Source organism: Alloyangia pacifica, from assembly GCF_020524285.1.
Taxonomy (GTDB): domain Bacteria; phylum Pseudomonadota; class Alphaproteobacteria; order Rhodobacterales; family Rhodobacteraceae; genus Salipiger; species Salipiger pacificus_B.
The window spans coordinates 29687-55238 of the sequence record NZ_JAIVKX010000006.1 but is presented as its reverse complement, the minus strand read 5'-3'; the positions used below and the strand labels follow the sequence as shown (position 1 = coordinate 55238).

Below are 25552 nucleotides of genomic sequence, written 5' to 3'. Positions count from 1 at the left end.
GGCTGGGCGATTGCCCGGTTGGGCGGGAATGGAGCGCGCACGGCGACCGGGCGGCCGCCGCGCGCGGGATCAGCCGGGGGCTCAGCCCTTCGGCAGGTCACGCTCGAGCGGCTCGAGCGAGCCCATGCGCGCGGTGCCGTCGGCCATCGCCGGAAGCTCGATCTCGGCGCAGGTGCCGGCGGGCACCAGCGTCCAGGAATTGCCCTGGTAGTCGACCGAGGCGGTGCCGGCGCAGGTGGTGCCGGGGCCCGCCGCGCAGCCGTTCTCGCCCGCCATGGCGACGCCGTAGCACTTCTCCTGCTCCTGCGCGTGGGCGGCACCGGCGAATTGCGCAAGACCGGCGGCAACGGCTCCGGCGAGGGCGAGGTGTTTGCTGTGAAGGGTCATGTCAGTCTCTCCAATGTGACAAGCAGCGCATCGCGTCTGCACCGGGGTATTCGGCGCGGAGGCCGGCTTTGTTACGTCGCTCGCGCTTGTGTGATAGAGAGGAAATATTCGCGCGCCGCTGTAACACGGCGCCCGCGGCGCCCGTATGCGCAGGTACATTCCCTGCAGGTGGACATGACCACACCCATGGCCGAACCCAGATGACCGGACGCGATGACGAGATCGAGGCGCTGATGCGCAAGGCGCTGGACGGCGACCGCCGGGCCTATGCCGCCTGTCTGTCGCTGCTGGTGCCGCGGATGCGGGCCATGGCCACGCATGACCTGCCCGTGCAACACGGGCATCTCGCCGAGGACGTGGTGCAGGAAGCGCTGCTGTCGATCCATCTCAAGCGCGGCAGTTGGGACCCGCAGCGCCCGCTGCTGCCTTGGGTGCGGGTGATCGTGAAGCACAAGGCGATCGACGCCCTTCGCAAAACCCCGAGCGCCCCGCATGAGCCGGTCGAGGATCACCCGGGGCTCGATGCCCCCTCGGTCGATCCGCTGGCCGGGCTGCACCTCGAGCAGGCCCTGTCGCGGCTCTCGGCCCGGGATGCCGCGCTGGTGCGGGAGCACGCGATCGGGGGAGCCGATACCGAGACGCTCTCGAAGGATTTCGATCTCAGCCCCGGCGCCCTTCGGGTGGCCCTGCACCGGGCGCTGAGACGGCTGGCCGATGCGGCCAGGAAGGAGGAAGAATGGACACCGATGAACTGATTGCGGCGCTGGCCGCCGATGACGTGCCCGCGAAGCGCCCGCACTTGCTGTGGCGCGTCGCCTTCGGCGTGGCGGTGTCGCTCGTGCTGATGCTGGTGTTCTGGGGCACGCGTCCGGGCTGGCCCAACCTGCTGATGATGGCGCCGCTGCTGGTCAAGCAGAGCCTGCCGATCCTGGTGGCGCTGGTCGCCTGGCCGCTGCTGCGGCGGAGCGATCCCGAGGCGCAGGCGCCGCTCTGGCCGCTGTGGCTGCTCGCGGCCACCGGCGCCGCGGGATGGCTGCTCTCCGCGATCACCGGCGGCGACATCCTGGGCGAGACGCTCTGGGCCTGCCTGCTGTCGATACCGGCGCTGGCGCTGCCCATCGCCCTGGCGCTGTTCCGCGGCATGCGCCACCGTGTGGAGCCCCGCCCCGCACGCAGCGGCATGCTGGCGGGCCTAGTCTCGGGCGGCGCGGCGGCGGCGGTCTACGCGGTGCACTGCGACGAGGACAGCGCGGCGTTTTTCCTTTTGTGGTATGGGCTTGCCATCGTGATCTGCGGTCTGGCCGGGCGCGTTGCCGGGCGGCGCTGGCTCGGGGTCTGAGCGCCCCGTGGTGATCCGGCACCGCTGGCCTGCACCTGGCACCGCCTCAGAGGCAGGCTCTCGCGTTCGTGATCACCTTCAGCGAGAGATATATTCCGGCTCGGATTTATGGTAAGGTTAAATTCTGGGACACCTTCGGTTCTTCCCACCTCCCAAGTGAGGAACCCGGAGCCAATTCGGCGGCTCTCTCGCCTCTCCCGCCCTGCTTTCCAGTTGTCCCAGGGTCCGAGATTTCCGGGCCCGTTTACCCCAATTCCTTTGTCAGAGACGAATTCCGTATCTTGAAAGGAATAGCCATGAAGTTCTTTCTCGCCATTTCCTCCCTCTCGCTTGCCCTGGCCACGACTCCGGCCTCGGCACAGAGCAGCCTGCTTGACCAGCTGTCGCAATACGTGCCGGACTCCGTGCTCTCGCTGCTGAGCAGCGCCGAAATACCGACGGCGTTCAGCATGTCGACCGGACGCGACACGGATGCCCAGAAAATCACGCGGATCGAGCAGTTTGCGACCCGCGGTGCTGCACCGCGCACCTTCTCGCGGCAGCAGCTCGACCTCGTCGGCCAGTATGTCTCTGACGACCAACTGGCGGGCATGTCGGGAGAAAATATCGGGGCCGCGATGGCCATCGCGCACTCGAGCCGGCCGGAAGTCGAAAAGCGCGGCATTATCGGGGCGCTTGCAACCCGGTGATCGCCATGACCACTCACGCGAATGCAAGGGGCCGCGGATCAGCGCGGCCCCTCCTCATGGTGGTTTGCCTCCGGACCGGCCTCACGCAGAGGGCGCGGCCTCGAACACCAGGCCCATTGAATCGCGCAGGGTGATCGGCCCGCCGAGGTAATCGTCGCCGATGCCCGGGCTGCGCAGGAGCAGGCGCCAGTCGCCCCCGCGCGCGCCCTCGGGCAGCAGCTCGAGCGGATCGATCTCGTCGGTCTCGCGGCCTTCCATGTGGCAGAGGGAAAACACCCGTCGCCCGTCCGGCGCGTGGCGCAGGGCGGCAAAGACCGTACGGCCGTCGATCGGCTCGAGGTAGCGGAAGCTGTCGTCGGGACCGAAATTGCCGCGCAGCCAGGGGTTCTCCTGCCGGAAGTCGCGCAGCCGCCGCATGAAGCCTGTCTGGTTCGGATCGAGCCAGGACAGGTAGTGCGACACGTTGCAGTACTCGTGCATGTCATCCATCCAGGCGCAGGCGATCCGCTTGAGCTCGCCGACGGTGTAGCGCTCCGGTCCGGCCAACGGCGGCTCGACCGCCCCCAGCAGCGCGGCGATGGTGTTGAGGTCGTAATCCGTCACCTCGACCAGCGCCGGCAGGAATTCGAAGAAGCGCGCCAGATCCTCGCGGGTCTCGAAGCCCATTTCCTTGAGCCGCCGGAAGTTGCCGGGGATCGAATAGCTGTAGGTGTCGACCTGCCACTTGAGGCTGATCGCCTCCTCGGCCACCACCTTCACGCCGTACTTATCGTCCTGGTTGCGGATGAAGCCCCAGCTCGCCCGCGCGGTGGCGTTGAGGAAATCCATCGGCACGCCGGGGAACACGGCATAGGTGAGCAGTGACACCGCCGGGTTGTCATAGGCCTTGTCGAGGATCTCCATCTTGGTGTCGCCGAGCCGGGTGTTGATGTTCAGCTTGGGGTTCACCTGCGTGCCCCGGCGCAGCGTGTCGTGGTTCGCGGTCCCCGAGATCCAGTTCGCCCCGTGCGCGAGGATCTCCTTGATCCGCCAGTATTTCGACAGCCAGAAGGTGTAGATGAACGGCGTGTTGTGGGCGAAGGTCAACGGCCCCCACTGGAAAACGTCGGGATCATGGGTCTGCCCCTCGATCACCGCGCGGTAGGTCGAGCTCAGTTCCCAGTCCTCGTCGGGCCAGGGGCGGCCGTCCTCGAAGACGAACCAGGGCAGATACTCGGTGCCCGCCACCTCCTGAACGAGACCGGACATCTCGCGCAGGTAGTCGTCGTCGTGGCGCAGGGTCTGCGCCGCCCAGTCCCACCACTTGAAGTCCTGCGCACCGTCGACCCGCACCCCGTCGGCGCCGAAGTTCACCTTGCGGCGCTGCATCTCCAGCAGAATCGCCCGCACGTAGGGGTTCAGGTAGTCGAGGTTCTGCCCGTACATGTTGGGACCGGCGAAATAGTGGCTTGAGAGCGCGTTCAGCCCCTGGTTGTCGGAATGGCCGAAGACCACGTCGAGGATCAGCTTCTTGGGCGTCCCGGGGAAATTGTGCAGCGCCGCGGCGAAATCCACCAGCTCGTCTGGCCGGGCACTCTCCAGCAGCACCGGGTTCACCGTCGCCATGCCGGCGATGACGATGTCATAGCCCCAGTTGGTGGTGTTGGGCCGCATCAGCGTGGCCTCGATGCGCCCCTCCTCGGTCAGGCCCTCGGTCCAAAAATCCGGTCCCGCCTCGTAGACGGTGGTCGGCTCCAGCGGCAGCGGCTGCACCGCGTCATAGCCGATGAACAGCTCGTCCGCCGGCTCCAGCGGCAGGCCATTGGCCACCCGCTCGCCGATGCGGTGGATCTGCCGGGTGAGGCTGGCGATGGTCCCCCCCGCGGTGGCGGTGGGGATGTGCAGCTGGAGGATCGACGTCGGCGCGCCGAACTTGTGCGGCCCCTCGGCCTTCAGCGCCTCGAAATAGGCCTTGTCGGGACGATCCTGCTGCATCGAGGCGACGTCATAGACTTCGGCCGGGGCCAGCGCGCCGAAGGGCACGGACATGGCGAGCGGGTCGAGGATGCGGGTCACCTTGCCCTCGGCGTCGCGCCAGACCAGCGCGTAGAAATCGCCGGTCTGCCCGCGGTTGCCCGCCTTCACCCCGGCGGCGATGGAAAATACGAAGGCCTCGCAGCGCTCGACCGGCAGCAAGACCCGGTCGAAACTGGTCTCGCTCTGCGACAGGGTCAGATCAAGCTCGCCCTCGGGGCGCAGGATCTCGACGAAGATGTCACCATCCGAGACGCTCCAGTCCTGCAGCTCGGGCGCCCAGAAGCCGAAGACGACCCGGTCCCCCTCGACCTGCGCGCCGAGCCTGCGCGCGATGCTGCGCCCGGCGCTGAACCTGTCCTCGGCGGTGGTCAGGATGTGCTCGCACCACTGCGAGAGCTCGAGGGTTGCGTCTGCGTCGTAAGACAGGCTTTCCATGCGGTCGTACACGTCCGGGTCTCCTGTTTGAACTGCTTGAACTGCGGTCGTCTTGTTCTGCGGTCTTCCGGGGCCGCCTCGGCCCCGGCATCCGGCGCGCGCTCAGCGCGCCGGGGTGAGCATGACGGTGGACAGCGGCGGCAGGGTCATGCGTGCCGCGGCAGGCTGGCCCTGCGCGCCCGGCGCGGCGGCCTCGACCTGCCCCATGTTCCCGGCGCCCGAACCGCCGTAGATCTCGGCGTCGGTATTAAGGACTTCGCGCCAGACGCCTGCGTGGGGCAAGCCCAGCTCGAAATCGCTGCGGGTCACGGGGGAGAAATTGCACACGATGACCACCGGATCATCACCCTCGGCCCCCTTGCGGACCCAGGCAAAGACGTTCTCGGTGGCGGCATCGGCGAGGATCCACTCGAAGCCCCGCGCGTCGCAATCGCGCCGGTGCAGCGCGGGCAGGTCGCGGTAGAGCCGGTTGAGATCGCGTACGAGCGACTGCATCCCGGCGTGCTTCTCCTCCTTCAGCAGCTCCCACGGCAGTTCGCCCTCGAAGGCCCATTCGGTGGGCTGCGCGAACTCCTGCCCCATGAACAGCAGCTTCTTGCCCGGGTGCCCCCACATGAAGCCGTAGTAGGCTCGCAGGTTGGCGAATTTCTCCCAGTCGCTGCCCGGCATCTTGCCCAGCAGCGAACCCTTGCCGTGCACCACCTCGTCGTGGCTGATCGCGAGGATGAAGTTCTCGGAGAAGGCGTAGGTGAGCCCGAAGGTCATCTGGTTGTGGTGGTGCTGGCGGTAGATCGGATCCATCGCGACATAGCTCAGTGTGTCGTGCATCCAGCCCATGTTCCACTTGAAGCCGAAGCCGAGCCCGCCCTGATCGACGGGACGCGAGACGCCGGGAAAGGCGGTGCTCTCCTCGGCCACGGTCATGATACCCGGCATGGCCTCGTGGGTCTCGGTGTTCATCCGGCGCAACAGGTCGATCGCCTCGTAGTTCTCGCGCCCACCGTCCTTGTTCGCCACCCATTCGCCGTCATTGCGCGAGTAGTCGCGGTAGAGCATCGAGGCCACCGCATCCACCCGCAGCCCGTCGGCGTGATACTCCTCGAGCCAGTAGCGCGCGTTGGCGGTGAGGAAGTTGACCACCTGCGGTTTGCCGAAATCGTAGATCAGCGTGTTCCAGTCGCGGTGAAAGCCCTCGCGCGGGTCCGCGTATTCGTAGAGCGCCGTTCCGTCGAACCGCCCCAGCCCATGCGCGTCCGACGGGAAATGCGCGGGCACCCAGTCGAGCAGCACCCCCAGCCCCTTCTGGTGCGCCGCATCCACCAGGTCGCGGAACTCGTGCGGCGGGCCGTGGCGCACGGTGGGCGCGTAGAGCCCCGTGGGCTGGTAGCCCCAGGAGCCGTCGAAGGGATATTCGCTGATTGGCAACAGTTCGATATGGGTAAAGCCCATGTCCGCCACGTAGTCGACCAGATCCGCCGCCGCCTCCTTGTAGGAGATCGGGCGGCCGTTCTGCGTCGCGTCGCGTTTCCAAGAGCCGAGGTGCACCTCGTAGATCGACACCGGCGCATCGGGCGTATTCCTGGCGGCGCGCGTCTCCATCCAATCGGCGTCGTGCCAGCCATAGCCCCCGATGTCGCGCACCATGCTGGCGTTCTCGGGCCGGTGCTGCGTGCCGAAGCCCACCGGGTCGGACTTGAGCGGCAGGGTGTTTCCCGCTGCATCGGCGATCTCGTACTTATAGAGCGTGCCTTCGCCGACACCCGGCAGGAACAGCTCCCAGAGCCCCGCGCCGCGCCGCTGCATCGCATCGCGCCCGCCCTGCCAGTCGTTGAACGGGCCGACCACCGACACGCTCTGCGCATTCGGTGCCCAGACGGCAAAATGCGTGCCCCAGGATCCCTCATGCGTCATCACATGGGCGCCGAGCGCCTCCCAGAGCCGCCCGTGACGGCCCTCCGCGATGAGATGCGTGTCGAGATCACCGAGCACCGGCCCGAACCGGGAGGGATCGCGGGAACCGTCTTGATCTTGCTGCTCCTGGAGTGCGCGTCGCTGCGAATGCTGCATTTGGCCTTGCTCCCTTTTGGCGACGGCCCGGCTCGGTGAAGAGAGCCAGTGGCTCCCGATGGGTCGGGAGCAGCACAAGCCAGACTGCGGCGGAGCACGGATGCCCGCCGTCCCGGCCGGACCATGATTTCTCTTCATGGTAATGCAACATGCCAAAGCGTCAAAGGCGCCCCTCCGGCCCGTCCGCCGCGCGGTCTCCGAACGCCGGCTTGATTTACCGCAAAGCGGCGCAGGCAGCTTGACCCTACGGTAGCCCAATCATTGCAGGGAGAGGGACCCATGCAGCGCATACTTCTGGCACTGGTTGCCTGCCTTATCGCCTTGCCCGCCTTGGCGCAGGAGGATGCCGCGGCCGTCGACATTGGCGACGACGCCTTCCGCGCCGGTCGCTCGGTCAGTCATGAGAGCGCGGGCACCGATGATCTGTTCATGGCCGGGGAGACCGTCGCGGTGACCGCGGATGTGACCGGCTCGGCGCATCTTGCCGGACGCGTGGTCACGATCGAGAGCGCGGTTGGCGGCGATGTCTACGCCGCGGGCGATCAGGTCACGCTGAGCGGCCCGGTCGCGGGCGATGTCACCGTTTTCGGGCGCGCGCTGTCGGTGGCGGAGGTGGGCGGCGACCTGCGTGCCGCCGGGTCGGAACTGCACCTCACCGGCCCGGTCGCGGGCTATGCGATGGTGGCGGGCGAGGACATCCGCTTCGACGCCGATGTCGCGGGTGACGTGAGCCTTGCCGCCGAGCACGTGGACTGGGGCGAAGCGGCGCGCATCGGCGGGCGGCTGATCGTCTACGAGGACGAGCCGGGCGATCTCGCTGTCCCCGAAGGCCTGGCCCCCGAAAGCCGCATCGAGCGCCGCGAGATCGAGGAGTGGGAGGGACCGCAGCCTCCGGACTGGCACCGCGCGATCGTCGGCTTCCTGATCGGCGTGGTCGTCATTGCCGCGCTCGGCGCGCTGATCGCCGCGCTGGTGCCCGAGCGGCTGGCCGAGATGCGGCGGCAGATCCTCGCACGGCCGTTCCATACGCTCTGGCTGGGCTTCCTGACGCAATCGGCGGTGATCGGCGCGGGCGTGCTCTTCGCTTTGACCCTCATCGGGCTGCTGATCACCCCGGCGATGCTGCTCCTCGCGCTGGTCGGCGGCTTCGCGGGCTACGTGGTCGCGGCCTATGCCTTCGGCGTCGGGCTTTTCCTGGCCTTCGGCCGGGCCGAGCCGCAGAGCATCGGCGAGCGCGCGCTCGCCGCGGGCGCGGGCGCCCTGGCCGCGGGCGTCGTCGGCCTCATCCCCTTCTTCGGCTGGCTCTTCGTACTGGTCCTCGTGTTGGCCGGGGTCGGGGCGATCACCCTGCGGGTGATCCGCCCATCGTTCTTCGTCGGCGACGAATAGGCCCGCCCCAGGGCCCCCTGCACCGACCTCGCCCGCGGAAATTCATTTCGCTGGCGATCCGTGCTATCCTCTTCCCAGGCAGGCAACCCAGGCAAGTGGTTCAGTGACCCGTTTTCCAAGGCTCACGACATAGACTTGGCGCTGCCGGGCGGCAGCCCTTTGTGGGGGAATTTCCATGGCTTATTCGATCGAAGGCGACCTTCTGGAGGTCTGCAACTGCAACGTGCTTTGCCCGTGCTGGATCGGGGAGGATCCGGACAACGGCTATTGCGATGCCACGCTGGCCTATCGCATCAACTCCGGCGAGGTCGACGGCGTCGACATGAGCGGGGTGATCATCGCCGGTGTCGGCAAGATCCCCGGCAACGTGCTGGACGGCAACTGGAAGCGGCAGCTCTACGTCGACAGCAAGGCCAGCAACGAGCAGAGCTCGGCGGCCATCGACCTGCTGCAGGGGCGTCTTGGCGGGCCCCTCGCCGATCTCGCACAGCTTGTCGGGAACGACCTCGAGCCGAAACGGGCCGAGATCACCTTCACCCTCGTCGAGGGCAAGGGCATGCTGAAGATTGACGGCGTACTCGAGGCCGAGATGGAGCCCTACCGCGGCCCCACCGGCGAGGTCACCACGCTCAACGAGAGCATCTTCACCACCATTCCCGGCGCGCCCGCCTACGTCTCGAAGGCCGAGTATTTCCGGCTGAACGACGCCGGGGTCGGGATCGATCTGGACATCGAGAAGACCAACGCGATCCAGGGCTCCTTCCGCTTCGAATTCGCCTGACGGGATGCGCACGCTCTATCACCGCCGGGCCTTCTATGGGCTCGGCCTGACGCTGGCGGCGCTGGCGTGGCTGCTGCTCTGGGCCTGGTCGCAGAGCCCCTACGGGCGCTACCTCGATCACGGCGACTGGATGCAGATCGGGCTCGTCGGCTCGATCTGCGCCGCGCTCCCCTTTGGCGAGTCGCTGGTCCCGGCGCTGCTCTACGTGCTGGGCTGGGTGCTGATGCTGTCGGCGATGATGCTGCCGACCACCCTGCCGATCCTCGACGTCTACGCGCGGCTGGTGCAGAGACGGCCCGACCGGCTGCGGCTGATCAGCCTGGTGATCGCGGGCTATCTCGCCGCCTGGCTGGTCTTCGGCGCGGCAGCGCATCTGGCCGATCTGGGGCTGGTCGCGCTGGTGCGCCGCAGCGACTGGCTGACCTTCAATGGCTGGGCGCTCGGCGCGGCGGTGATCGCGGGTGCCGGGGTGTTCCAGTTCTCCGACCTCAAGCGCCGCTGCCTCGAGCGCTGCCGCATGCCGATGAGCTTCGTCATCGAGCACTGGCAGGGCCGCCGCGATCACCTCAACGCGGCCCGGCTGGGCTGGCGCCACGGGCTGTTCTGCGTCGGCTGCTGCTGGGCACTGATGCTGCTGATGTTCGTCGTCGGCACCGGCAATCTCGGCTGGATGCTGCTGCTCGGCGCGGTGATGGCGGTGGAGAAGAACTTCGCCTGGGGGCAGAGGATCAGCACGCCACTCGGCGTGCTGCTGCTGGGCTGGAGCGCCGGACTCGTGCTGTTGCACGTGGGCGTCTTGGGCTGAGCGCCCCGGCCCCGGCGCTCAGCGCTTCTGGCGTGACTTGTCCTTCATCACGCCGCGCACCATCTTGCCGAAGGCACGGTCCTTCTCGCGCCGCTGCAGCAGGCTTGCCGAGTTGAACTCGTCCTCGGCCTTCAGCTTGCGCCAGCGGGCGAGGCGCGCCGCATCGATCTGGCCGTCGTCGAGCGCCGCCCGAACCGCGCATCCCGGCTCGGTCTCATGCGCGCAATTGCGGAACCGGCAGCCGGTGGTCAGCTCCTCGATGTCCTCGAAGAGCTCGGCGATGCCGGCGGCGACATCGGTCAGTTGCAGTTCGCGCATCCCCGGCGTGTCGAGCAGCAGGCAGCCGCCCGGCACCGGGTGCAGTTCTCGGTGGGTGGTGGTGTGGCGGCCCTTGGCATCGTCCTCGCGGATGCCCTGCGTCGCGATAGTCTGCGCGCCGGAAAGCGCGTTGGTCAGCGTCGACTTGCCCACGCCCGACGAGCCGACGAAGGCCACCGTCCGCCCCGGCTTGCACCAGTCGGCCAGCGCCTTTGCGGGCTCGCCGCCGCGGGCATCCAGCGCCACCACCTGCACCCGGTCCGACAGGCTGCGCGCCTCGTCCACGTAGGGCGCGGGGTCGTCCACGAGGTCGGTCTTGGTCAGCACGATCACCGGCTCGATCTCGGCGTCGAAGGCCAGCGCGAGGTAGCGCTCGAGCCGCGCGAGGTTGAAATCCTGGTTGCAGGAGGTCACGACGAAGAGCGTGTCGATATTGGCGGCGATGAGCTGCACGCGCCGGTCGTGGCCCGCGGCGCGGCGCTTGATCAGCGAGGCGCGTTCGAGCACCTGGCTCGACTTTGGCAGAGCGCGATCAAGAAGCAGCCAGTCGCCCACCGTCGCCTCGGGACCCGGCGGGATCAGCGTGTCGATGCCGTCTCCGGCCACGTGAAGCCCGCCGCGATGCACCGACAGCACACGGACGGGCGGCGTCTCGGCGAGCGCCCCGGCGTCGATCTGCTGGGCGAAGAAATTCCTCCAGCCAAGCGCCTCGAGCGCCGAAAGCGCGCGGCGGTCCGGCTTTGGCGCGTCGCCGCTGCCGGGAAGGAAAGCTGAGTAGTCACGGACCATGGGGTGTCCCGCTGCGGGAGGAAAAGGGAGAGGCCCAGAATGCCACAGCGGCGCAGGGGGGCAAAGCCCCTCGGCGCTGCCAGCCCTTGCGTGAGAGTGCCGCCGGACAAAAGCTGCCGCTCCGGCGGCAAGACAGGGTCAGGCGGTGATGATGTCGATGAACGGCAGGTTGCCCGCGGTCAGCCCTGCATCGACGGGCAGCACGGTGCCGGTGATGCCGCTGGCCATGGGCGAGGCGAGGAAGATCGCCGCCTTTGCCACCTCCTCGGGGCTCACCAGCCGCCCCAGCGGATAGAGCGCGGTGACCTTGGCGAAGATGTCGGGCTGGCGGGCCTTGCGGTCGTCCCATGCGGGGGTGTGCACCGAGCCCGGCGCCACCACGTTGGCGCGCAGCCCGTGCTTTCCCTCCTCGGTCGCCAGCGCCTTGGCCCAGGCGATGATCCCGGCCTTGGCCGCGGAATAGGCCGGGCTGCCGAAATGGCTCATGCCGTTGACCGAAGCCACGAAGACCGCCGCCGCCCCCTCGGGCCTGCCGCGCATCGCCGGCAGCAGCGCCCGGCTGAACACCGCCGCGCCGGTGAAGTTGAGCTGCAGGTCGGTCTGAATCGCCGCCGTGTCGGTGTGTTCCATCAGATCGACGCGGGTCCCCCCGGCGTTGGAGATCAGCACGTCCACCGGCGATTGCGCGATCTTTGCTGCCGCCGCCTCGGTCTGCGCCGTGTCGGTGATGTCGAACTCGACCAACTCATCGGCCTGCAGCCCGCTGCCCGCGCGGTCGCAGGCGACCACATGCGCGCCGGCCTTCTTCAGCGCCGCGATCATGGCGGTGCCGATGCCGCCCCCGGCCCCGGTCAGGACAACGCGTTTTCCGCTCAGCAACATGATCAGGCTTCCTCGTCTTCGGCGGTCACGGCATCGAGCCCCAGCGGGTCCGCCACCTTGGGCCAGAAATCGCTGCCCGCCTTCTGGTAGGCGGTCAGCGCCGGTTTCGTCGGGTAGGACGACGGGCTGTCCACGTGGATGATCCGCGCGGAGACCGGATCGAACCCGGCATGAAAATGGTTGGTGGACTTGACCAGCAGGATGTCCTTGTCCGCGAAATCCACCCCCTGGTTGGAAAAGAGCGTCGGCTCGTAGGTCTGGGTCCGGCTGGAGATCAGCACAATGTCGATCTCGGTGCCGAGGATGCGGACGGTGGCCGAGCGGCCCAGCGTGACGCGGCTGGCGCGGAAGCTCTGGTGGCCCTCCTGCGCGAGATGGATGACCTTGATCTCGGCGTCGATCGGCGGGCCCGCCTCGGCCCCGGCCTTGCCGCCGAAGCGCAGGCGCAGCGTCGCGCCGAGCCCCGCCGCATGGCAGAAGCTCACCGCGACCGGATCCCAGATCGCGCCTACCGCGACCTTGTCGACGCCGCGCGCGATCAGCGAGAGCAGCACATAGGTGCCATCGCCGGCGCAGCCCCCGCCCGGGTTGTCCCAGGTGTCGGCGATGGTCACGGGCATCGAAGGATCGGCCTCGCGCGCGGCGAGCGCCAGGTCGATGCCCTCCTCGTAGTCAAGGATCGGCATCGCGGTCTTGCCGCGCAGGGCGTAGAGTTCCTCGCCCAGCCTGCGGGCCAGCGCCGCGCCTTCCTCGGGCGCATTGTCGGTGACCACCATGATCTTCGTGCCCATCTCCGGCACGTCGCCGGCCATGAAGCCGTGGATGACCGAGCACGACAGGATATTGCCCTGCCCCTCGAGCAGCTTCATCCGGTCGACGAAGCCGCGCATGGGCTGCTGGCTGGTCGGGTAGATGCCGATCATCTTGCAGTCGAAGGTGGAGATCACCGGGCGCACCTCGCCGCGCAGTGCCCTGAGCGCAACCTCCACCACATGCGCGCCGCGCTCCTGGAAGTCGGTGTGCGGGAACTCGAGGAAGGTCGCCGCGATGTCGAGCTGCGCCACGCGCTTGCGGGTCAGGTGGCTGTGCGGGTCGAACTCGGCGGCCACCAGCACGTCGGGGCCGACGATGGCGCGGACACGTTCGAGGAAATCGCCCTCGCAGTCGTCATAGCCCTGCGCCACCATCGCGCCATGCAGCCCGAGCACCACGCCGTCCACCGGCAGCGCCGCGCGCAGCTGATCGAGGATCTCGTCGCGCAACTCCTCGAAGGTCTCTTTCTTGATGAGCCCCGCCGGTTCCGCCCAGGTCGAACTGCCCTCGATCACCGTGAAGCCCTCGTCGCGCCCGCGCTGGCGCAGGATCGGCACCGGCGAGGAGCAGAGCGTCGGGGACTCGGGATGCTCGCCCGGTCCAGCGTAAAAGGCCGCCTCGAAAGCCGCGCGATCGGTCGGCAGCGGCGAGAAGGTATTCGTTTCAGTAGCCAGAGACGCGGTAAACACCCTCACGCGGCGACCCTCCTTGAAAGACGGCGGACCGGGGCGGGCCCGCCTTGGTGAAAACCTGTCGCCTCGGGACGGAGCATCCGCTCAGGCCGCGTCGCGCGACGGCGCGCGCAGGGCGAGGATGGCAGCCCCCACGAGCCCCGGCTCGGTGCGGCATTGCGCCTGCACCACCAGCGGCTCGGTAGGTTTCGCCAGGGTCAGGGGCCGGGTGGCCTCGTCCAGCGCCGCCATCAGCGCGGCATCGTTCGACAGCCCGCCGCCCGCGGCGACCACCGTGGCACCGGTCATGTTGACCACCATCGCCAGCGGGCCCGAGAGCAGCTCCAGCCAGGCGGCGACGGTCTTTGAGGCCCCCGCGTCGCCCGCATGCCAGAGCGCGAGGATCTCGGTCGAGGGCAGCTCGGCCCCGGCGATGTCGCGGTGCAAGCGCTCGATGCCGCGCGCCGAACAGGTGGCATCGAGGCAGCCCTTGAGGCCGCAGCCGCATTGATAGGACGGCAGCGGCGCCTCGAGGCAGTCGAGCAGGCGTTTCGCCACCGGCCCGTGGCCCCATTCGCCCGCGTAGCCGCTGCCCGCACCGATCAACCGGCCGCCAGCGACGAGCCCGCCGCCGACACCGGTGCCGATGATCGCGCCGAAGACCACGTCGTGTCCGCGCCCGGCGCCGACCCCCGCCTCGGCAAGCGCGAAGCAGTCGGCGTCATTGGCAACCAGCACCTCGATCCCCAGCAGCGCCGTCAGCTCGGGCGCAAGGCGCCGCCCGGTCAGGCAGGGAATGTTGGCGACGGTGGCGCGGCCGCTCTTGGGGTCGACCACGCCGGCAATCGAGATGGCGACCCGCTCCGGACGGCCTCCCGCCTCGGCGATGGCCTCGGCAAGCGTGGCGACAAAGGCGTCGAAGTCCTGCGACGGGGTCGGGCGGCGCGACAGCGCGCGCACGTCCCGGGCGCTGGTGGCCACGGCGCTCTTGACCGAAGTGCCGCCGATGTCGAAGCAGACGATCATGCCGCCACCTCATCGCCGGACCGGACGCCACCGACCCAAACGCCCTGCAAGTGCAGCGCCGCGTCCAGCACGAGGAAATCCGCCCGCGCGCCCTCGGTGAGCCGTCCGACGTGGGGCAGACCCGCCGCCTGCGCCGGATAGACCGTCGCCATGCGCAGCGCCTCGTCGAGCGGCACCTCCAGCGCGGTGACGCAATAGCGGAGCGCCTCCAGCATCGAGATATCCGCCCCCGCGAGCGTGCCGTCGGCCAGCGTCAGCCTTCCGCCGGCGCGGTAGATGGTGCGGCCGTTGAGGGTGATCTCGGTCAGTTCGGAGCCGGTGGCTGCCATGGCGTCAGACACGAGGAACACATGCCCCGGCCCGCGCTTGCCGCGCAGCGCGACCCGCATCGCCGTATCGCTGACGTGGTGGCCGTCGGCGATCAGCCCGCAACTCACCGCGCCGCTGTCCAGCGTCGCCCCGACGAGACCCGGAGCGCGGTGGCCCATCTGGCTCATCGCGTTGAAAAGATGGGTGGTCATACTGGCCCCGGCGGTAAAATAGCCGCTTGCGGTCTCGGCGCTGCAATCGCTGTGCCCGAGCGAGACCTGCACGCCCCCGGCCACCAGCCGCGCGACCTGCTCCTCTGTCGCGGCCTCGGGGGCCAGCGTCACCAGCAGGTGACCGCAGCTGCCCGCCGCCGCGAGGATGCGCAGCAGGTCGGCCTCCTGCATCGGGCGCACCAGCTCTTCTGCGTGGGTGCCTTTGCGGCGCGGATCGAGATGCGGCCCCTCGAGGTGCAGACCGGCCAGCCCCGCCTGCCCCGCGGCCCGCGCCGCCGCGCCCGCCGCAAGCGCCTCCGATGTCTTCTCCGCCGTGTCGGTGATCAGCGTGGCGAGGACAGCGGTTGTTCCGAGCGCCCGATGCGCCGCGCAGATCGCTGCGAGCCCTTGCGCGCTCGTGGTGTCGTTGAACTGCACGCCGCCGCCGCCGTTGACCTGCAGGTCGACCAGCCCCGGCACGACCAGGTCCACCTCAGCCTTGCCGGGAATCACTCCGGTGACTTTCCCGACTTCGTAGGTCACCGCTGCATTTTCATGCCAGTCCCAGCCGTCAAAGAGACGGCGTGCGACCGGGGAAATCCCTGTCTTCATGCGCTCCAGCGCTCCCGGGGTCCAAATTGCCAGGCCGCCCCCGGACCGGGGTGCCCGCGACTCAGGCAGAACCTGAAAATGAATTTCATCATAGCCGCCATCTTCCGCATTTTTGTATTGACTGTCACGAAACTCGACCACAGTCTACGAAAATAAATTACGGATTTCGAGCGAAAGCCGCGCGCCATCCCCCGGCACGTCTGGCTTGAACGCCCGAGGCAAGAACAGGGATCGAGAATGAAAGTCGGCATCGTCGGTCTTGGGTACCGTCTAGGCTACCTGAGCCAGGTCTTCACACAAATGCATCCTGATTTCGAGATCGCCGGTTACGTCGATCCCGCGCCCGCGGGCATGGGCCTGCTGCAGGAGAAGGGCATCTCTGCGGGCACTCAATACGAGACCGTGCAGGAACTTCTGAAGGCCGAGGAACTCGACCTGCTGATGGTCGGCTCCCCGAACTGCATGCACCTCGAGCACATCCGCGCGGGCTTCGAGGCCGGCGTGAAGGTCTTCTCGGAAAAGCCCGTCGTCACCACCAAGGAAGACAGCTTCGAGATGGCGCGGCTGCTGGCCAAATACGGCGTCGAGAACCTGCTGATCGGCCTCGTGTTGCGCTACGCACCGCTCTACACCGACCTGCGCGCGGCGCAGGCGCGGGGCGAGCTGGGAGACGTCGTTTCGATCGAGGCGAGCGAGCACATCCCGCCCTACCACGGCGCCTTCTTCATGCGCGACTGGCGGCGGTACGACCGCTGGGCCGGCGGCTTCATGCTGGAGAAATGCTGCCACGACATCGACCTTTACAACGGCGTCATCGGCGCCCGCCCCGAACGGGTGAGCAGCTTTGGCGGGCGCCGCACCTTCGTCCCCGCCAACGACCCGCGCAACCGGGGCATCAACGACCTCGGCGTCTATACCGAGAAGCCGTCGGGCTGGAATGGCACCGACAAGGTCTTCGACAGCGACGCCGAGATCATCGACTACCAGGTGGCCATCGTCGAATACGAGAACGGCGCGGCGCTGAATTTCCACACCAACCTCAACGTGCCCGACGACTTCCGCCGCTTCGCGGTGATCGGCACGCGCGGCATGGCCGAGGGCGATTTCGTCCGCGGCTTCCTCAATGTCACCGACAGCCATACCCGCCAGCCGCTGGAGCGCAAGAGCTACCAGGCCAGCGATCTCTCGCAGCACTACGGCGCCGACGAGGAGATGGCCAAGGGCGTCATCGCCTCGGTGCTGACCGGCGCGAAACAGCCCGTCTCGGTGCTCGACGCGCTCGAGGCCGGGCTGCTGGCCATGGCGATGGACGAGGCCCGCGCCACCCGCACCGTCATCGAGATGTCGCGCACCTGGGATCTCTTCGACGAGGCCCTGACCGCGAAGGTACCGGCCTGATGCCCGGACAGAAATCCGCCGTCCTCTTCGCCTGGATCCTGCTGGTGCCCGCGCTGGCCTATGTGGCCGCCATCGTCGTCTACCCGCTGCTGCAGACGGTGAACCTGTCGTTCACCGACGCCTCGCTGCGCCGCACCACCAATTACATCGGCTGGGAGAACTACGCGAAGATCTTCGACCCGGAGTTCGCCACCATCATCGGTCGCACCTTCCTGTGGACCTTCCTGTCGGTCTCGCTGAAGATGATTATCGGCACCGGCGGCGCGATGCTGCTCAATGCCGCCCTGCCCGGCCGCGCCCTGTTCCGCATCCTGACCATGCCGCCGTGGATCGTGCCCATGGCCATCGGCATCTTCATGTGGGGCTGGATGTACAACGGCCAGTTCGGGATGATCTCGGGCCTGATGCAGCGCTTCGGCCTCGTCGACGGGCCGGTGGCCTTCCTCGCCTATGGCAACACCGCCTTCTGGGCGACGATCATCACCGACGTGTGGATCGGCGTGCCGATGGTCACCATGTATATGCTGGCCGCGGTGCAGTCAGTGCCGCAGGACCTGCACGAGGCCGCCTGGACCGATGGCGCCAGCCGCTTCTACCGGATGCGCCGGATCACCCTGCCGATGATCTTCCCGGCGGCGATCACCATGTCGATGATCTCGCTGATCTCGACCTTCAACTCCTTCGACCCGATCTGGATCCTCACCCAGGGCGGCCCGTCGGGCTCGACCACCACGATGATCATCGACACCTATTCGACCGCGCTCGGCTCCAAGAAGTTCGGCGAGGGCGCGGCCCGCGCCGTGGTGATCTGCCTGTTCCTGTCGGCCTTCGCGCTGCTCTACTTCCGCGCCGTGACCAAGCTGTCGAAGAGGATGACGACATGATGAAGAAAAACGCCATGATCGACCGCTACCGCTGGTGGGAAGTGGTGCTGATGTACTGCGGCATCTTCGTGTTCCTCTTCTTCGTGCTGGCGCCCTTCATCGAGGGCTTCCTGGTCTCGCTGAAACCGCTGGGCCTGCTGTTCTCGACGCCCTACAAGTTCCTGCCCGAGAACGGCTCGTTCAAGGCCTACTTCACCATGTGGGAGAGCGTGCCGGAGTTCGGCCGCTACATCTTCAACTCCTTCTTCATTTCCTCGGTCATCACGCTGGTGGTGCTCGTGCTGGTGGTGCCCGCCTCCTACGCTTTCGCCCGGATCAGCTTCCGCGGCTCGGGCACGCTGCTCGGCGCCTTCCTGGCGGTGAACATGTTCTCGGGCGCGGTGCTGCTGATCCCGCTGTTCCGGCTGATGCGCGCCTACGGCATGCTCAACACCTACTGGTCGATGATCGTGCCGGGCGTGGCCTTCCTGATCCCCACGGCGATCTGGCTGCTCTCGACCTACATGCGCCGAATCCCGCGCGAGTTGGACGAGGCCGCCTATGTCGACGGGGCGAACCATTTCTACATCCTGCGCCGGGTGATCCTGCCGCTGGCGATGCCCGGCATCACCGTGGTCGCGATCACCACCTTCATCGGCGCCTACGCCCAGCAGTTCATCTTCGCGCTGACCTTCAACTCCAAGACCGAGTTCATGCCGCTGCCCATCGGCCTCTATGCCTACTTCGGCCGGCAGGAGGTGATCTGGAACGAGCTCATGGCCGCCAGCTTCGTCGGCATTGCCCCGGCGATGATCCTGATCTTCGCGCTGCAACGCTACCTCGTCGCCGGCCTCACCGCCGGGGCGGTGAAGCAGTAGCCCGCGCAAGACCCGGCTGCCGCGCCGCGCGCGCGGCGGCCCACCACGGCCCCCGAGGGAGGGGGTGACCGGCGGCTCCCGCGAAAGGGAGCGGCAAAAGACCGGCCCCGGGACAGGGGACGCCAGCAAGGCCCGCCGCGCAAGCGGTACAAACCGGCCTGCCCCACAGGGCACCAACCCGCGGGGCACCAACAGGAGAGAAAAGAACATGACCAACACACTTCTTCGCACCGGAGCCGCGCTCGCCGCGCTGACCGCCGCGATGCCTGCCATGGCCGAAGAGATCTCGATGATCGTCTGCGGCGACACGATGAACCCGGTCCAGCAGAAGTACATCGACCAGTGGGAAGCCGAGAACGAGGGCTGGACCGTCGCCCCCGAGGTCGTCGGCTGGGGCCAGTGCCAGGACAAGGTGACCACGCTCGCCGTCGCCGGCACCCCGGTCGGCCTTGCCTATGTCGGCTCGCGCACCCTGAAGGAATTCGCCGAGTTCGGCCTGATCGAGCCGGTGCCGATGAGCGACGAGGAAAAGGCCTCCTACTATCCCAACGTGGTCGACACGGTGACCTACCAAGGCGAGCAGTGGGGCGTTCCGGTCGCCTTCTCCACCAAGGCGTTCTACTGGAACAAGGATCTCTTCAAGGAAGCCGGTCTCGACCCGGAAACCCCGCCCAAGACCTGGGCCGAGGTCATCGACGCCGCCAAGGCCGTCACCGAGAACACCGACAGCGCCGGCTTTGGCCTCGTCGCCAAGACCTTCGACAACACCATGCACCAGTTCCTGCACTGGGTGTACACCAACAACGGCCAGGTGGTCGACGACGAGGGCAACATCGTCCTGAACTCGCCGCAGAACCTCGAGGCGCTGGAAGCCTACAAGGCGCTGGTCCCCTACTCCGAGGAAGGTCCGACCGCCTACGAGCAGAACGAGGTCCGCGCGATCTTCCTCGACGGCGGCGTGGCGATGATGCACGCCTCGATCGGCGCCGTCTCACGCCTGCAGGACACCGACATCGACTGGGGCGTGGCCAACCTGCCGCTCGGCCCGGAAGCCGAGGGCCCCGGCACGCTGCTGATCACCGACAGCCTCGCCGTCTTCTCCGGCTCCGGCTACGAAGAGAAGGCCATGGAACTGGCGAAGTTCCTCACCGCGCCGGAAGCGCAGGAGGAATATGACCTCGCCGAAGGCCTGACCCCGCTGCGCCCCTCGGCGAACATCGACGCGCTGGTCGCAGAGACGCCCTATTGGGCGCCCTATATCGACGGCATCGAGTTCGGTGGTCCGGAGCCGCTGTTCACCGACTACCGCGGCTTCCAGAACATCATGATCGAGATGGTGCAATCCGTGGTCACCGGTCAGGCCGAGCCCGCCGACGCGCTGGCCAAGGCCGACGAAGCCCTGAAGGAACTCGAGTGATCTGAGCCCGCAAGGGGTCTCATGGTCCGGACCTTCGGGTCCGGACCGCTTGACTAGGAAAGGAATCTCCCTTGGGACAGCTTGCCCTGAGCGGTGTGAAGAAACGCTTCAACAAATTTGAGGTCATCCACGGGATCGACCTCGACATCCGGGATGGCGAATTCGTCGTCTTCGTCGGGCCCTCGGGCTGCGGCAAGTCCACGCTGCTGCGGATGATCTGCGGGCTGGAAGAGATCACCGAGGGCGAATGCACCATCGACGGCGTGCGCGTCAACGATCTGCCCCCCGTCAAGCGTGGCATCGCCATGGTGTTTCAGAGCTACGCGCTCTACCCGCATATGTCGGTCTTCGAGAACATCGCCTTTCCGCTGCGCGTCGAGAAGCTCCCCGAGGCCGAGATCAAGGAGCGCGTGATGCGCGCCGCGCGGGTGCTGCAGCTCGAAAGCCGCCTGCAGCAGAAGCCCGGCAACCTCTCGGGTGGCCAGCGCCAGCGCGTCGCCATCGGCCGCGCCATCGTGCGCCAGCCGTCGATCTTCCTGTTCGACGAGCCGCTCTCGAACCTCGACGCCGCGCTGCGCGCCGAGATGCGGATCGAACTGACCGCGCTGCACCAGAAGCTCAAGGCGACGATGATCTACGTCACCCACGATCAGGTCGAGGCGATGACCATGGCCGACCGCATCGTGGTGCTGGACGGCGGCAACATCAGCCAGGTCGGTGCCCCGCTGGAGCTTTACCACAAGCCCGACAACCTTTTCGTCGCGGGCTTCATCGGCAACCCGCGGATGAACTTCATCCCCGGCACCTGCACCTCCGTCGGCCCCGAGGGGGCCACGGTGAGCCTCGTGACCGGCGGCACGATCACCGTGCCCGTCGAGGCGCCGCGCAATCTCGAAGGCACGCAGATCACCCTGGGCATCCGCCCCGAACACCTGAGCCAGGCAGGCGGCGACCTGTCGTTCGACGTGGTCCCGAGTGTGGTCGAGCGGCTCGGGGTCAACACCGTGGCCTATGCCGAACTCGACGGCGTGGGCACGGTTTCGGCACTGCTGCCGGGGTCCTCCCCGGTCGCGCCGGAGACGCCGGCCACGCTCTCCTTCGTCGCCGCCGACTGCCACCTCTTCGACGCCGCGGGCGATGCGCTCGCCCGCAAGGTCGACAGCTCGATGCCGATCCCGGACGTGGCCACCGCCTGAGCCACCTCGCCGGGCTCACGCCCGGTGCTGCCGGCAGACTGAAACAAGATGCCCCCGCGTAGGTCGCGGGGGCATTTTCTTGTGACTTCGGAGTCCTCGCCGTGGCTCTCTGTGGTCGACGGACGCCTATCTCACCAGACGGTGCCGCGCGCGGCCACATCGAGCACCCGCGTCACCCTCTCGCCGTCATGAAAGACCATCCGGTCGAAGAGGTTGGTCACGACACAGGTGTGGTTCGGGATCACCCGCAGCACGTCGCCGACCTTCGGCCCCGCGCCGTCAATGCCAGAAAGATCCACCACACCGTGCTCTTCCGACAGCCCGGTGATCCGCGCGCCGGGATACTCGACGATCAGCCCGTGGTCCTGAAAGCCCAGAAGGTCCGAGGTCAGCGCCTTGGAGCCGGCGTCGATCACCGCCCGGTCGGGCGTCGGGCGCGAGACCACGGTGACAAGGATGTGCATGGCGCAATCCTCGAGGGTGGCATGACCCGCCCGCACCATGGCGCGGTCGTTGTAGACATATGTCCCGGCGCGGTGCTCGGTGGCCGAGGGGATGTCTCCGGCAGCAAAGAAGTCCGGCGTGCCGCCGACCGTCACCACCGGACACTCCAGCCCGGCCTCCTGCAGAAGCGCCTTGGCCGCGGTCACGAAGCCCTCGACCGCCGCGGCCCCGCCCGGCGCCGGATAGGTCATCAGCCCGCCGAAGCGCAGCCCCTCGGCCGCTGCGATCTCAGCCGCGAGGGAGGCGGCCGCCTCCGGCGTCTGCACGCCGCAGCGCTTTCCGCCGGTGTCGCATTCGACCAGCACCGTCAGCGGATGCGCCGCGTCGAAGGTGGCGGCGAGCCCGGCCACGACCTCGGCGCTGTCCGCGGTCACCGACAAATGCGAAATGCGCGCGTTCAGCACCTTGAGCCGCGCCAGCCGGGCGGGTCCGAGGATGTTGTAGGTGATCAGGATGTCGTCGAAACCGGCCTCGGCGAAGACCTCGGCCTCGGTAACCTTCTGGCAGTTGATCCCGACCGCACCCGCCTCTGTCTGGGCGCGCGCCACCTCCGGCAGCTTGTGGGTCTTGATGTGCGGCCGGAAGGCCCGGCCGAGGCCGTCCAAATGCGCCTGTGCGCGGGCGATATTGGCGGCCATGCGCGCCTCGTCGATCACCGGCAGCGGGGTCAGCAACTCCGAGAGCGGCGTGCCCGGCGCGGGCCAGATGTCCTGCGGGCCGGCCATCAGTGGCCCCCGTACGGCAGGTAGCCGACGAAACCGGCGATCTTCCAGCCGTCTGCCGTCTCGCGGCAGGTATAGAGCGTCTGCCACAGCAGCCGGTCCTCGCCGCCATCGGCGCGCTTGATCGTGCCGTCGAACTTCTTGCGCACCAGCGCGACCGGCCCGTCGATCTCGATCTCCTCGAGCTTCGTCGCCCGGAAGATGCCCGCGCGCTGATCCTCGGCATAGTCGGTCTTCTGCCCCTCGGCTGCCTGCCGCAGCCATTCGTCGCGATAAGCCTCGAGCGAGCCGAAGGAGAGCCCCCAGTTCTGCGGGTCGGGATCGAAGTTGCCGTTCATCCCGATGAAGTTCTCGGAGATGAAATCGCCCTCGATCATCCCCCAGTCGGCGCCGATGAAGGCGTCGATGTCGCGCGGCACCAGCATTTCCCAGATGGCGTGGCGGGCGCTGTCCTCGGGCGCAAAGGGGTTCTGCATCGGATCACGCATCTCTGCGGCCTCTTCTGTTGTCATGTTGCAAATTTTTTTCGTGTTTGAGCGAAAACTCTGGCCACTTTTCAAGGCTCATGCCAGAGTGTCAACGAAAATAAGAAAATGATTTTCGGACCCGAGGCGCGCTTCGCCGCGATCGGACACCGATGAAACCGCCGAAGGGGACGGCCGATGGATATCTTTGCAACGCTGATGCAGGAGGGGCTGAAGCTCTCGCAGTCCGAGCAGCGCATTGCCGACCTGGTGTTGAAGGACATCGATTTCGCCACCAATGCCTCGATCACCGACCTCGCCGCAAGGGCCGAAGTGTCGCCGCCCACCGTGACCCGCTTCTGCCGCCGCCTCGGCTGCAATTCCTTCTCCGACTTCAAGGTCACCCTGGCCAAGTCCTCCTACGTCGGGCTGCGCTACCTGCGGCCAGAGGCGCGCTCCAGCACGCCCTCCGAGGTGGCCGAGGACATCGTCACCAAGGCGCAGAAGGCGCTCTTCATGATGCACGACGCGCTCGACATGGCGGCGCTGGAACGGGCTTCCGAGACCCTCGCGGGCGCCGAGATGATCTACGCCTTCGGCTCGGGCGGCAATTCCTCGATGATCGTCAACGAGATGCAGAACCGGCTGTTCCGGCTCGGCGCACGGATCACCACTTCGACGGACCACGGCATGCAGATGATGCAGGCCTCGGCGGTCACGCCGCGCGACGTGGTGATCGGCTCCTCCTTCTCGGGGCGCAACGCCGAACTGGTGCGCGCCTTCGAGCTCGCCCGCGACCAGGGGGCGACGACCATCGCGCTCACCCAGTCCGGCTCGCCGGTGGCCGAGGCCGCCGACGTGGTGCTCACCGTCGATCTGCCCGAGGGCGAGAACATCTTCCGACCGACCTCGACCCGCTACGCCATGCTCGCCGTCGTCGACATCCTCGCCAACCTCGTCGCCTACACCAACCGGACCGAGAGCGCCGCCACCCTGCGCCGGATCAAGGAGAGCCTGATCCGCCACCGTGACGGCGACGACCGCCAGCTTCTGGGCGACTGAGCCCGCAAGAGGCCGCGCCAAAGCGGCCCGCCCCGCAACGCCAGACCAACAGGCCAGAGACCCCCATGACCACGAAGAAACGGATCGCCGTCGGAGGCATCCACACCGAATGCTCGACCTACAACCCCGTGCTCATCCGCGCCGAGGATTTCGCCGTCATGCGCGGCGACGAGCTGACCGCCTCGGAGTATTTCGCCTTCCTGCCGCAGGACGACGTGGAGGTGCTGCCGCTGCTGCACGCCCGCGCCGTGCCCGGCGGGCCGGTGGATCGCGCCGCCTACGAGGGCTTCAAGGCCGACCTGCTGTCCCGGCTCGAGGCGGCGCTGCCGCTCGACGGCGTCTATCTCGCCATGCATGGCGCGATGCACGTGGATGGCATGTGGGACGCCGAGGGCGACTGGATCAAGGCGGTGCGCGATCTCGTCGGCCCCGAGGTGCCGATCTCGGTCAGCTACGACCTGCACGGCAACGTCAGCCAGCGGATCATCGACCAAATCGACATGTTTGCCGCCTATCGCACCGCGCCGCACATCGACGTGGCCGAGACCATGCAGCGCGCCTGGGAGATGTTGCTGCGCTGCCTGCGCAGCGGCGAGCGCCCATTTGTCACCTGGGCGAAGATCCCGGTGCTGATGCCCGGCGAACGCTCCTCGACCGAGGATGAACCCGCCAAGTCGCTCTATGCCGCCCTGCCCGACCATGACCGGCGCCCCGGCATCTGGTCCGCCGACCAGATGGTCGGCTACGTCTGGGCCGACGAGCCGCGCGGCACCGCCGCCGCCATCGTCACCGCCACCGATGCCGCCGGGGCCGAGGCCGTCGCCACCGAACTGGCCCAGGCCTATTGGGATGCGCGCGGAGACTTCGCCTTCGGCCCGGTGACCGGCCCACTGAACGAGATGCTGGAGATCGCCGCCAAGGCGGGCACCGCGCCGGTGATCCTCGCCGAGAGCGGCGACAACCCCACCGGCGGCGGGGTCGGCGACAACGGCCTGGTGCTGAAGGCGCTGATCGAGCGGGATTGGCAAGACGCACTCATCGCCGGGATCACCGACCCAGAGGCCGTCGCCGCCTGCTTCACCGCCGGCCTCGGCGCCGAGCTGGAGTTGACCGTCGGTGCGAAGCTCGACCCGGCGGGCGAAAGGGCTACCGCCCGCTTCACAGTGGTCAACCTCGTGGAGGGCGCCGGCGGCGCCTTTGCCCAGGCCGTGGTGAAGACCGGCGGCATTACCCTCGTGCTCGCTGCGCGGCGCAGGCCCTACCACAATTTCGAGGATTTCGAGCTTCTCGGCCTCGACCCGCGCAAGGTCGGCCTGCTGGTGGTGAAGTCGGGCTACCTGTCGCCCGACCTCGCGCCGATCGCCAATCCGAACCTCATGGCGCTGACCGATGGCGTGGTGAACCAGGACATCCCGCGGCTCGAGAGCCGGCACCGCGCGCCGGGCATCTACCCGTGGGACATGGAGGCGACATTCACCCCCGCCCCTGCCCGCTCTACCCGCGCGTGA

General features: G+C 67.8%; 23 protein-coding genes. 13 read left to right on the top strand and 10 right to left on the bottom strand.

What is annotated here, in order from left to right:
* Nucleotides 1-81: 81 nt before the first annotated feature.
* The gene (locus LC039_RS09770; RefSeq protein WP_226623675.1) at nt 82-387 is read right to left on the bottom strand and encodes a DUF2282 domain-containing protein; all 306 of its coding nucleotides are present in this window, start codon (nt 385-387) and stop codon (nt 82-84) included.
* A gap of 200 nt (nt 388-587) precedes the next feature.
* Here LC039_RS09770 and LC039_RS09765 point away from each other — a divergent pair, with 200 nt between their 5' ends.
* The 3 genes from LC039_RS09765 (at nt 588) to LC039_RS09755 (ending at nt 2415) form a co-directional block, all read left to right on the top strand.
* Nucleotides 588-1142: a sigma-70 family RNA polymerase sigma factor gene (locus LC039_RS09765; RefSeq protein ID WP_226623672.1), complete on the top strand. Its 555-nt coding sequence runs from the start codon at nt 588-590 to the stop codon at nt 1140-1142.
* Nucleotides 1124-1726: an NrsF family protein gene (locus LC039_RS09760; protein WP_226623670.1), complete on the top strand. Its 603-nt coding sequence runs from the start codon at nt 1124-1126 to the stop codon at nt 1724-1726. Before LC039_RS09765 ends, LC039_RS09760 begins: the two co-directional genes overlap by 19 nt.
* A gap of 296 nt (nt 1727-2022) precedes the next feature.
* Nucleotides 2023-2415, top strand: a complete 393-nt coding sequence (locus LC039_RS09755) for a hypothetical protein (RefSeq protein ID WP_226623669.1) — start codon at nt 2023-2025, stop codon at nt 2413-2415.
* 81 nt (nt 2416-2496) lie between these two features.
* Here the strand turns inward: LC039_RS09755 and gghA are convergent, their stop codons facing one another.
* A complete protein-coding gene (gene gghA, locus LC039_RS09750; RefSeq protein ID WP_226623668.1) occupies nt 2497-4878 on the bottom strand; it encodes a glucosylglycerol hydrolase in 2382 nt (793 codons plus the stop codon).
* Nucleotides 4879-4968: 90 nt separating this feature from the next.
* Entirely contained in the window at nt 4969-7071 is a 2103-nt protein-coding gene (gene glgB / locus LC039_RS09745) for a 1,4-alpha-glucan branching protein GlgB (protein ID WP_413463822.1), read from the bottom strand.
* A gap of 141 nt (nt 7072-7212) precedes the next feature.
* On the opposite strand from glgB, the gene LC039_RS09740 reads away from it, so the two are divergent.
* From LC039_RS09740 to LC039_RS09730, 3 genes are all read left to right on the top strand, one after another.
* Nucleotides 7213-8322, top strand: a complete 1110-nt coding sequence (locus LC039_RS09740; RefSeq protein ID WP_226623667.1) for a hypothetical protein — start codon at nt 7213-7215, stop codon at nt 8320-8322.
* 175 nt (nt 8323-8497) lie between these two features.
* Nucleotides 8498-9103: a DUF1326 domain-containing protein gene (locus LC039_RS09735; RefSeq protein ID WP_226623666.1), complete on the top strand. Its 606-nt coding sequence runs from the start codon at nt 8498-8500 to the stop codon at nt 9101-9103.
* 4 nt (nt 9104-9107) lie between these two features.
* Complete coding sequence (locus LC039_RS09730) at nt 9108-9908, top strand: DUF2182 domain-containing protein (RefSeq protein WP_226623662.1); 801 nt, start codon at nt 9108-9110, stop codon at nt 9906-9908.
* 18 nt (nt 9909-9926) lie between these two features.
* Here LC039_RS09730 and rsgA read toward each other — a convergent pair whose 3' ends face one another.
* The 5 genes from rsgA to nagA all read right to left on the bottom strand — a co-directional run bounded on the left by rsgA (nt 9927) and on the right by nagA (nt 15471).
* Nucleotides 9927-11015, bottom strand: coding sequence for a ribosome small subunit-dependent GTPase A (rsgA, locus tag LC039_RS09725; protein ID WP_226623661.1), 1089 nt, complete (start codon nt 11013-11015; stop codon nt 9927-9929).
* 138 nt (nt 11016-11153) lie between these two features.
* On the bottom strand, nt 11154-11897 hold the full coding sequence (locus LC039_RS09720) for an SDR family oxidoreductase (RefSeq protein ID WP_226623660.1): 744 nt from the start codon (nt 11895-11897) through the stop codon (nt 11154-11156).
* Between the two features lie 2 nt (nt 11898-11899).
* A complete protein-coding gene (locus tag LC039_RS26965; RefSeq protein WP_226623659.1) occupies nt 11900-13405 on the bottom strand; it encodes a M81 family metallopeptidase in 1506 nt (501 codons plus the stop codon).
* Nucleotides 13406-13486: 81 nt separating this feature from the next.
* Nucleotides 13487-14407: an ROK family protein gene (locus tag LC039_RS09710; RefSeq protein ID WP_226623658.1), complete on the bottom strand. Its 921-nt coding sequence runs from the start codon at nt 14405-14407 to the stop codon at nt 13487-13489.
* Complete coding sequence (gene nagA / locus LC039_RS09705) at nt 14404-15471, bottom strand: N-acetylglucosamine-6-phosphate deacetylase (protein ID WP_226623657.1); 1068 nt, start codon at nt 15469-15471, stop codon at nt 14404-14406. Before nagA ends, LC039_RS09710 begins: the two co-directional genes overlap by 4 nt.
* Before the next feature lie 306 nt (nt 15472-15777).
* Here nagA and LC039_RS09700 point away from each other — a divergent pair, with 306 nt between their 5' ends.
* From LC039_RS09700 to LC039_RS09680, 5 genes are all read left to right on the top strand, one after another.
* Nucleotides 15778-16938 carry a Gfo/Idh/MocA family protein gene (locus LC039_RS09700; RefSeq protein ID WP_226623647.1) on the top strand — a complete coding sequence of 387 codons (1161 nt, stop codon included), beginning with the start codon at nt 15778-15780 and terminating at the stop codon, nt 16936-16938.
* Entirely contained in the window at nt 16938-17822 is an 885-nt protein-coding gene (locus LC039_RS09695) for a carbohydrate ABC transporter permease (RefSeq protein WP_226623646.1), read from the top strand. The genes LC039_RS09700 and LC039_RS09695 overlap by 1 nt, the downstream gene beginning before the upstream one ends.
* Entirely contained in the window at nt 17819-18679 is an 861-nt protein-coding gene (locus tag LC039_RS09690; protein WP_226623645.1) for a carbohydrate ABC transporter permease, read from the top strand. Before LC039_RS09695 ends, LC039_RS09690 begins: the two co-directional genes overlap by 4 nt.
* Before the next feature lie 208 nt (nt 18680-18887).
* Complete coding sequence (locus tag LC039_RS09685) at nt 18888-20096, top strand: ABC transporter substrate-binding protein (RefSeq protein WP_226623644.1); 1209 nt, start codon at nt 18888-18890, stop codon at nt 20094-20096.
* 71 nt (nt 20097-20167) lie between these two features.
* Nucleotides 20168-21292 (top strand): ABC transporter ATP-binding protein, encoded by a 1125-nt coding sequence (locus LC039_RS09680; RefSeq protein WP_226623643.1) that lies wholly within the window; start codon nt 20168-20170, stop codon nt 21290-21292.
* A 131-nt stretch (nt 21293-21423) separates the two neighbouring features.
* Here the strand turns inward: LC039_RS09680 and LC039_RS09675 are convergent, their stop codons facing one another.
* Together LC039_RS09675 and LC039_RS09670 are read right to left on the bottom strand one after the other, a co-directional pair.
* Nucleotides 21424-22521: a D-TA family PLP-dependent enzyme gene (locus tag LC039_RS09675; protein WP_226623641.1), complete on the bottom strand. Its 1098-nt coding sequence runs from the start codon at nt 22519-22521 to the stop codon at nt 21424-21426.
* Nucleotides 22521-23030: a hypothetical protein gene (locus LC039_RS09670; RefSeq protein ID WP_226623637.1), complete on the bottom strand. Its 510-nt coding sequence runs from the start codon at nt 23028-23030 to the stop codon at nt 22521-22523. Before LC039_RS09670 ends, LC039_RS09675 begins: the two co-directional genes overlap by 1 nt.
* 150 nt (nt 23031-23180) lie before the next feature.
* Between LC039_RS09670 and LC039_RS09665 the strand changes: the two genes are divergently transcribed.
* Both LC039_RS09665 and LC039_RS09660 read left to right on the top strand, forming a co-directional pair.
* Nucleotides 23181-24044 carry a MurR/RpiR family transcriptional regulator gene (locus LC039_RS09665; RefSeq protein WP_226623636.1) on the top strand — a complete coding sequence of 288 codons (864 nt, stop codon included), beginning with the start codon at nt 23181-23183 and terminating at the stop codon, nt 24042-24044.
* 65 nt (nt 24045-24109) lie between these two features.
* Nucleotides 24110-25552, top strand: a complete 1443-nt coding sequence (locus LC039_RS09660) for a M81 family metallopeptidase (protein ID WP_226623635.1) — start codon at nt 24110-24112, stop codon at nt 25550-25552.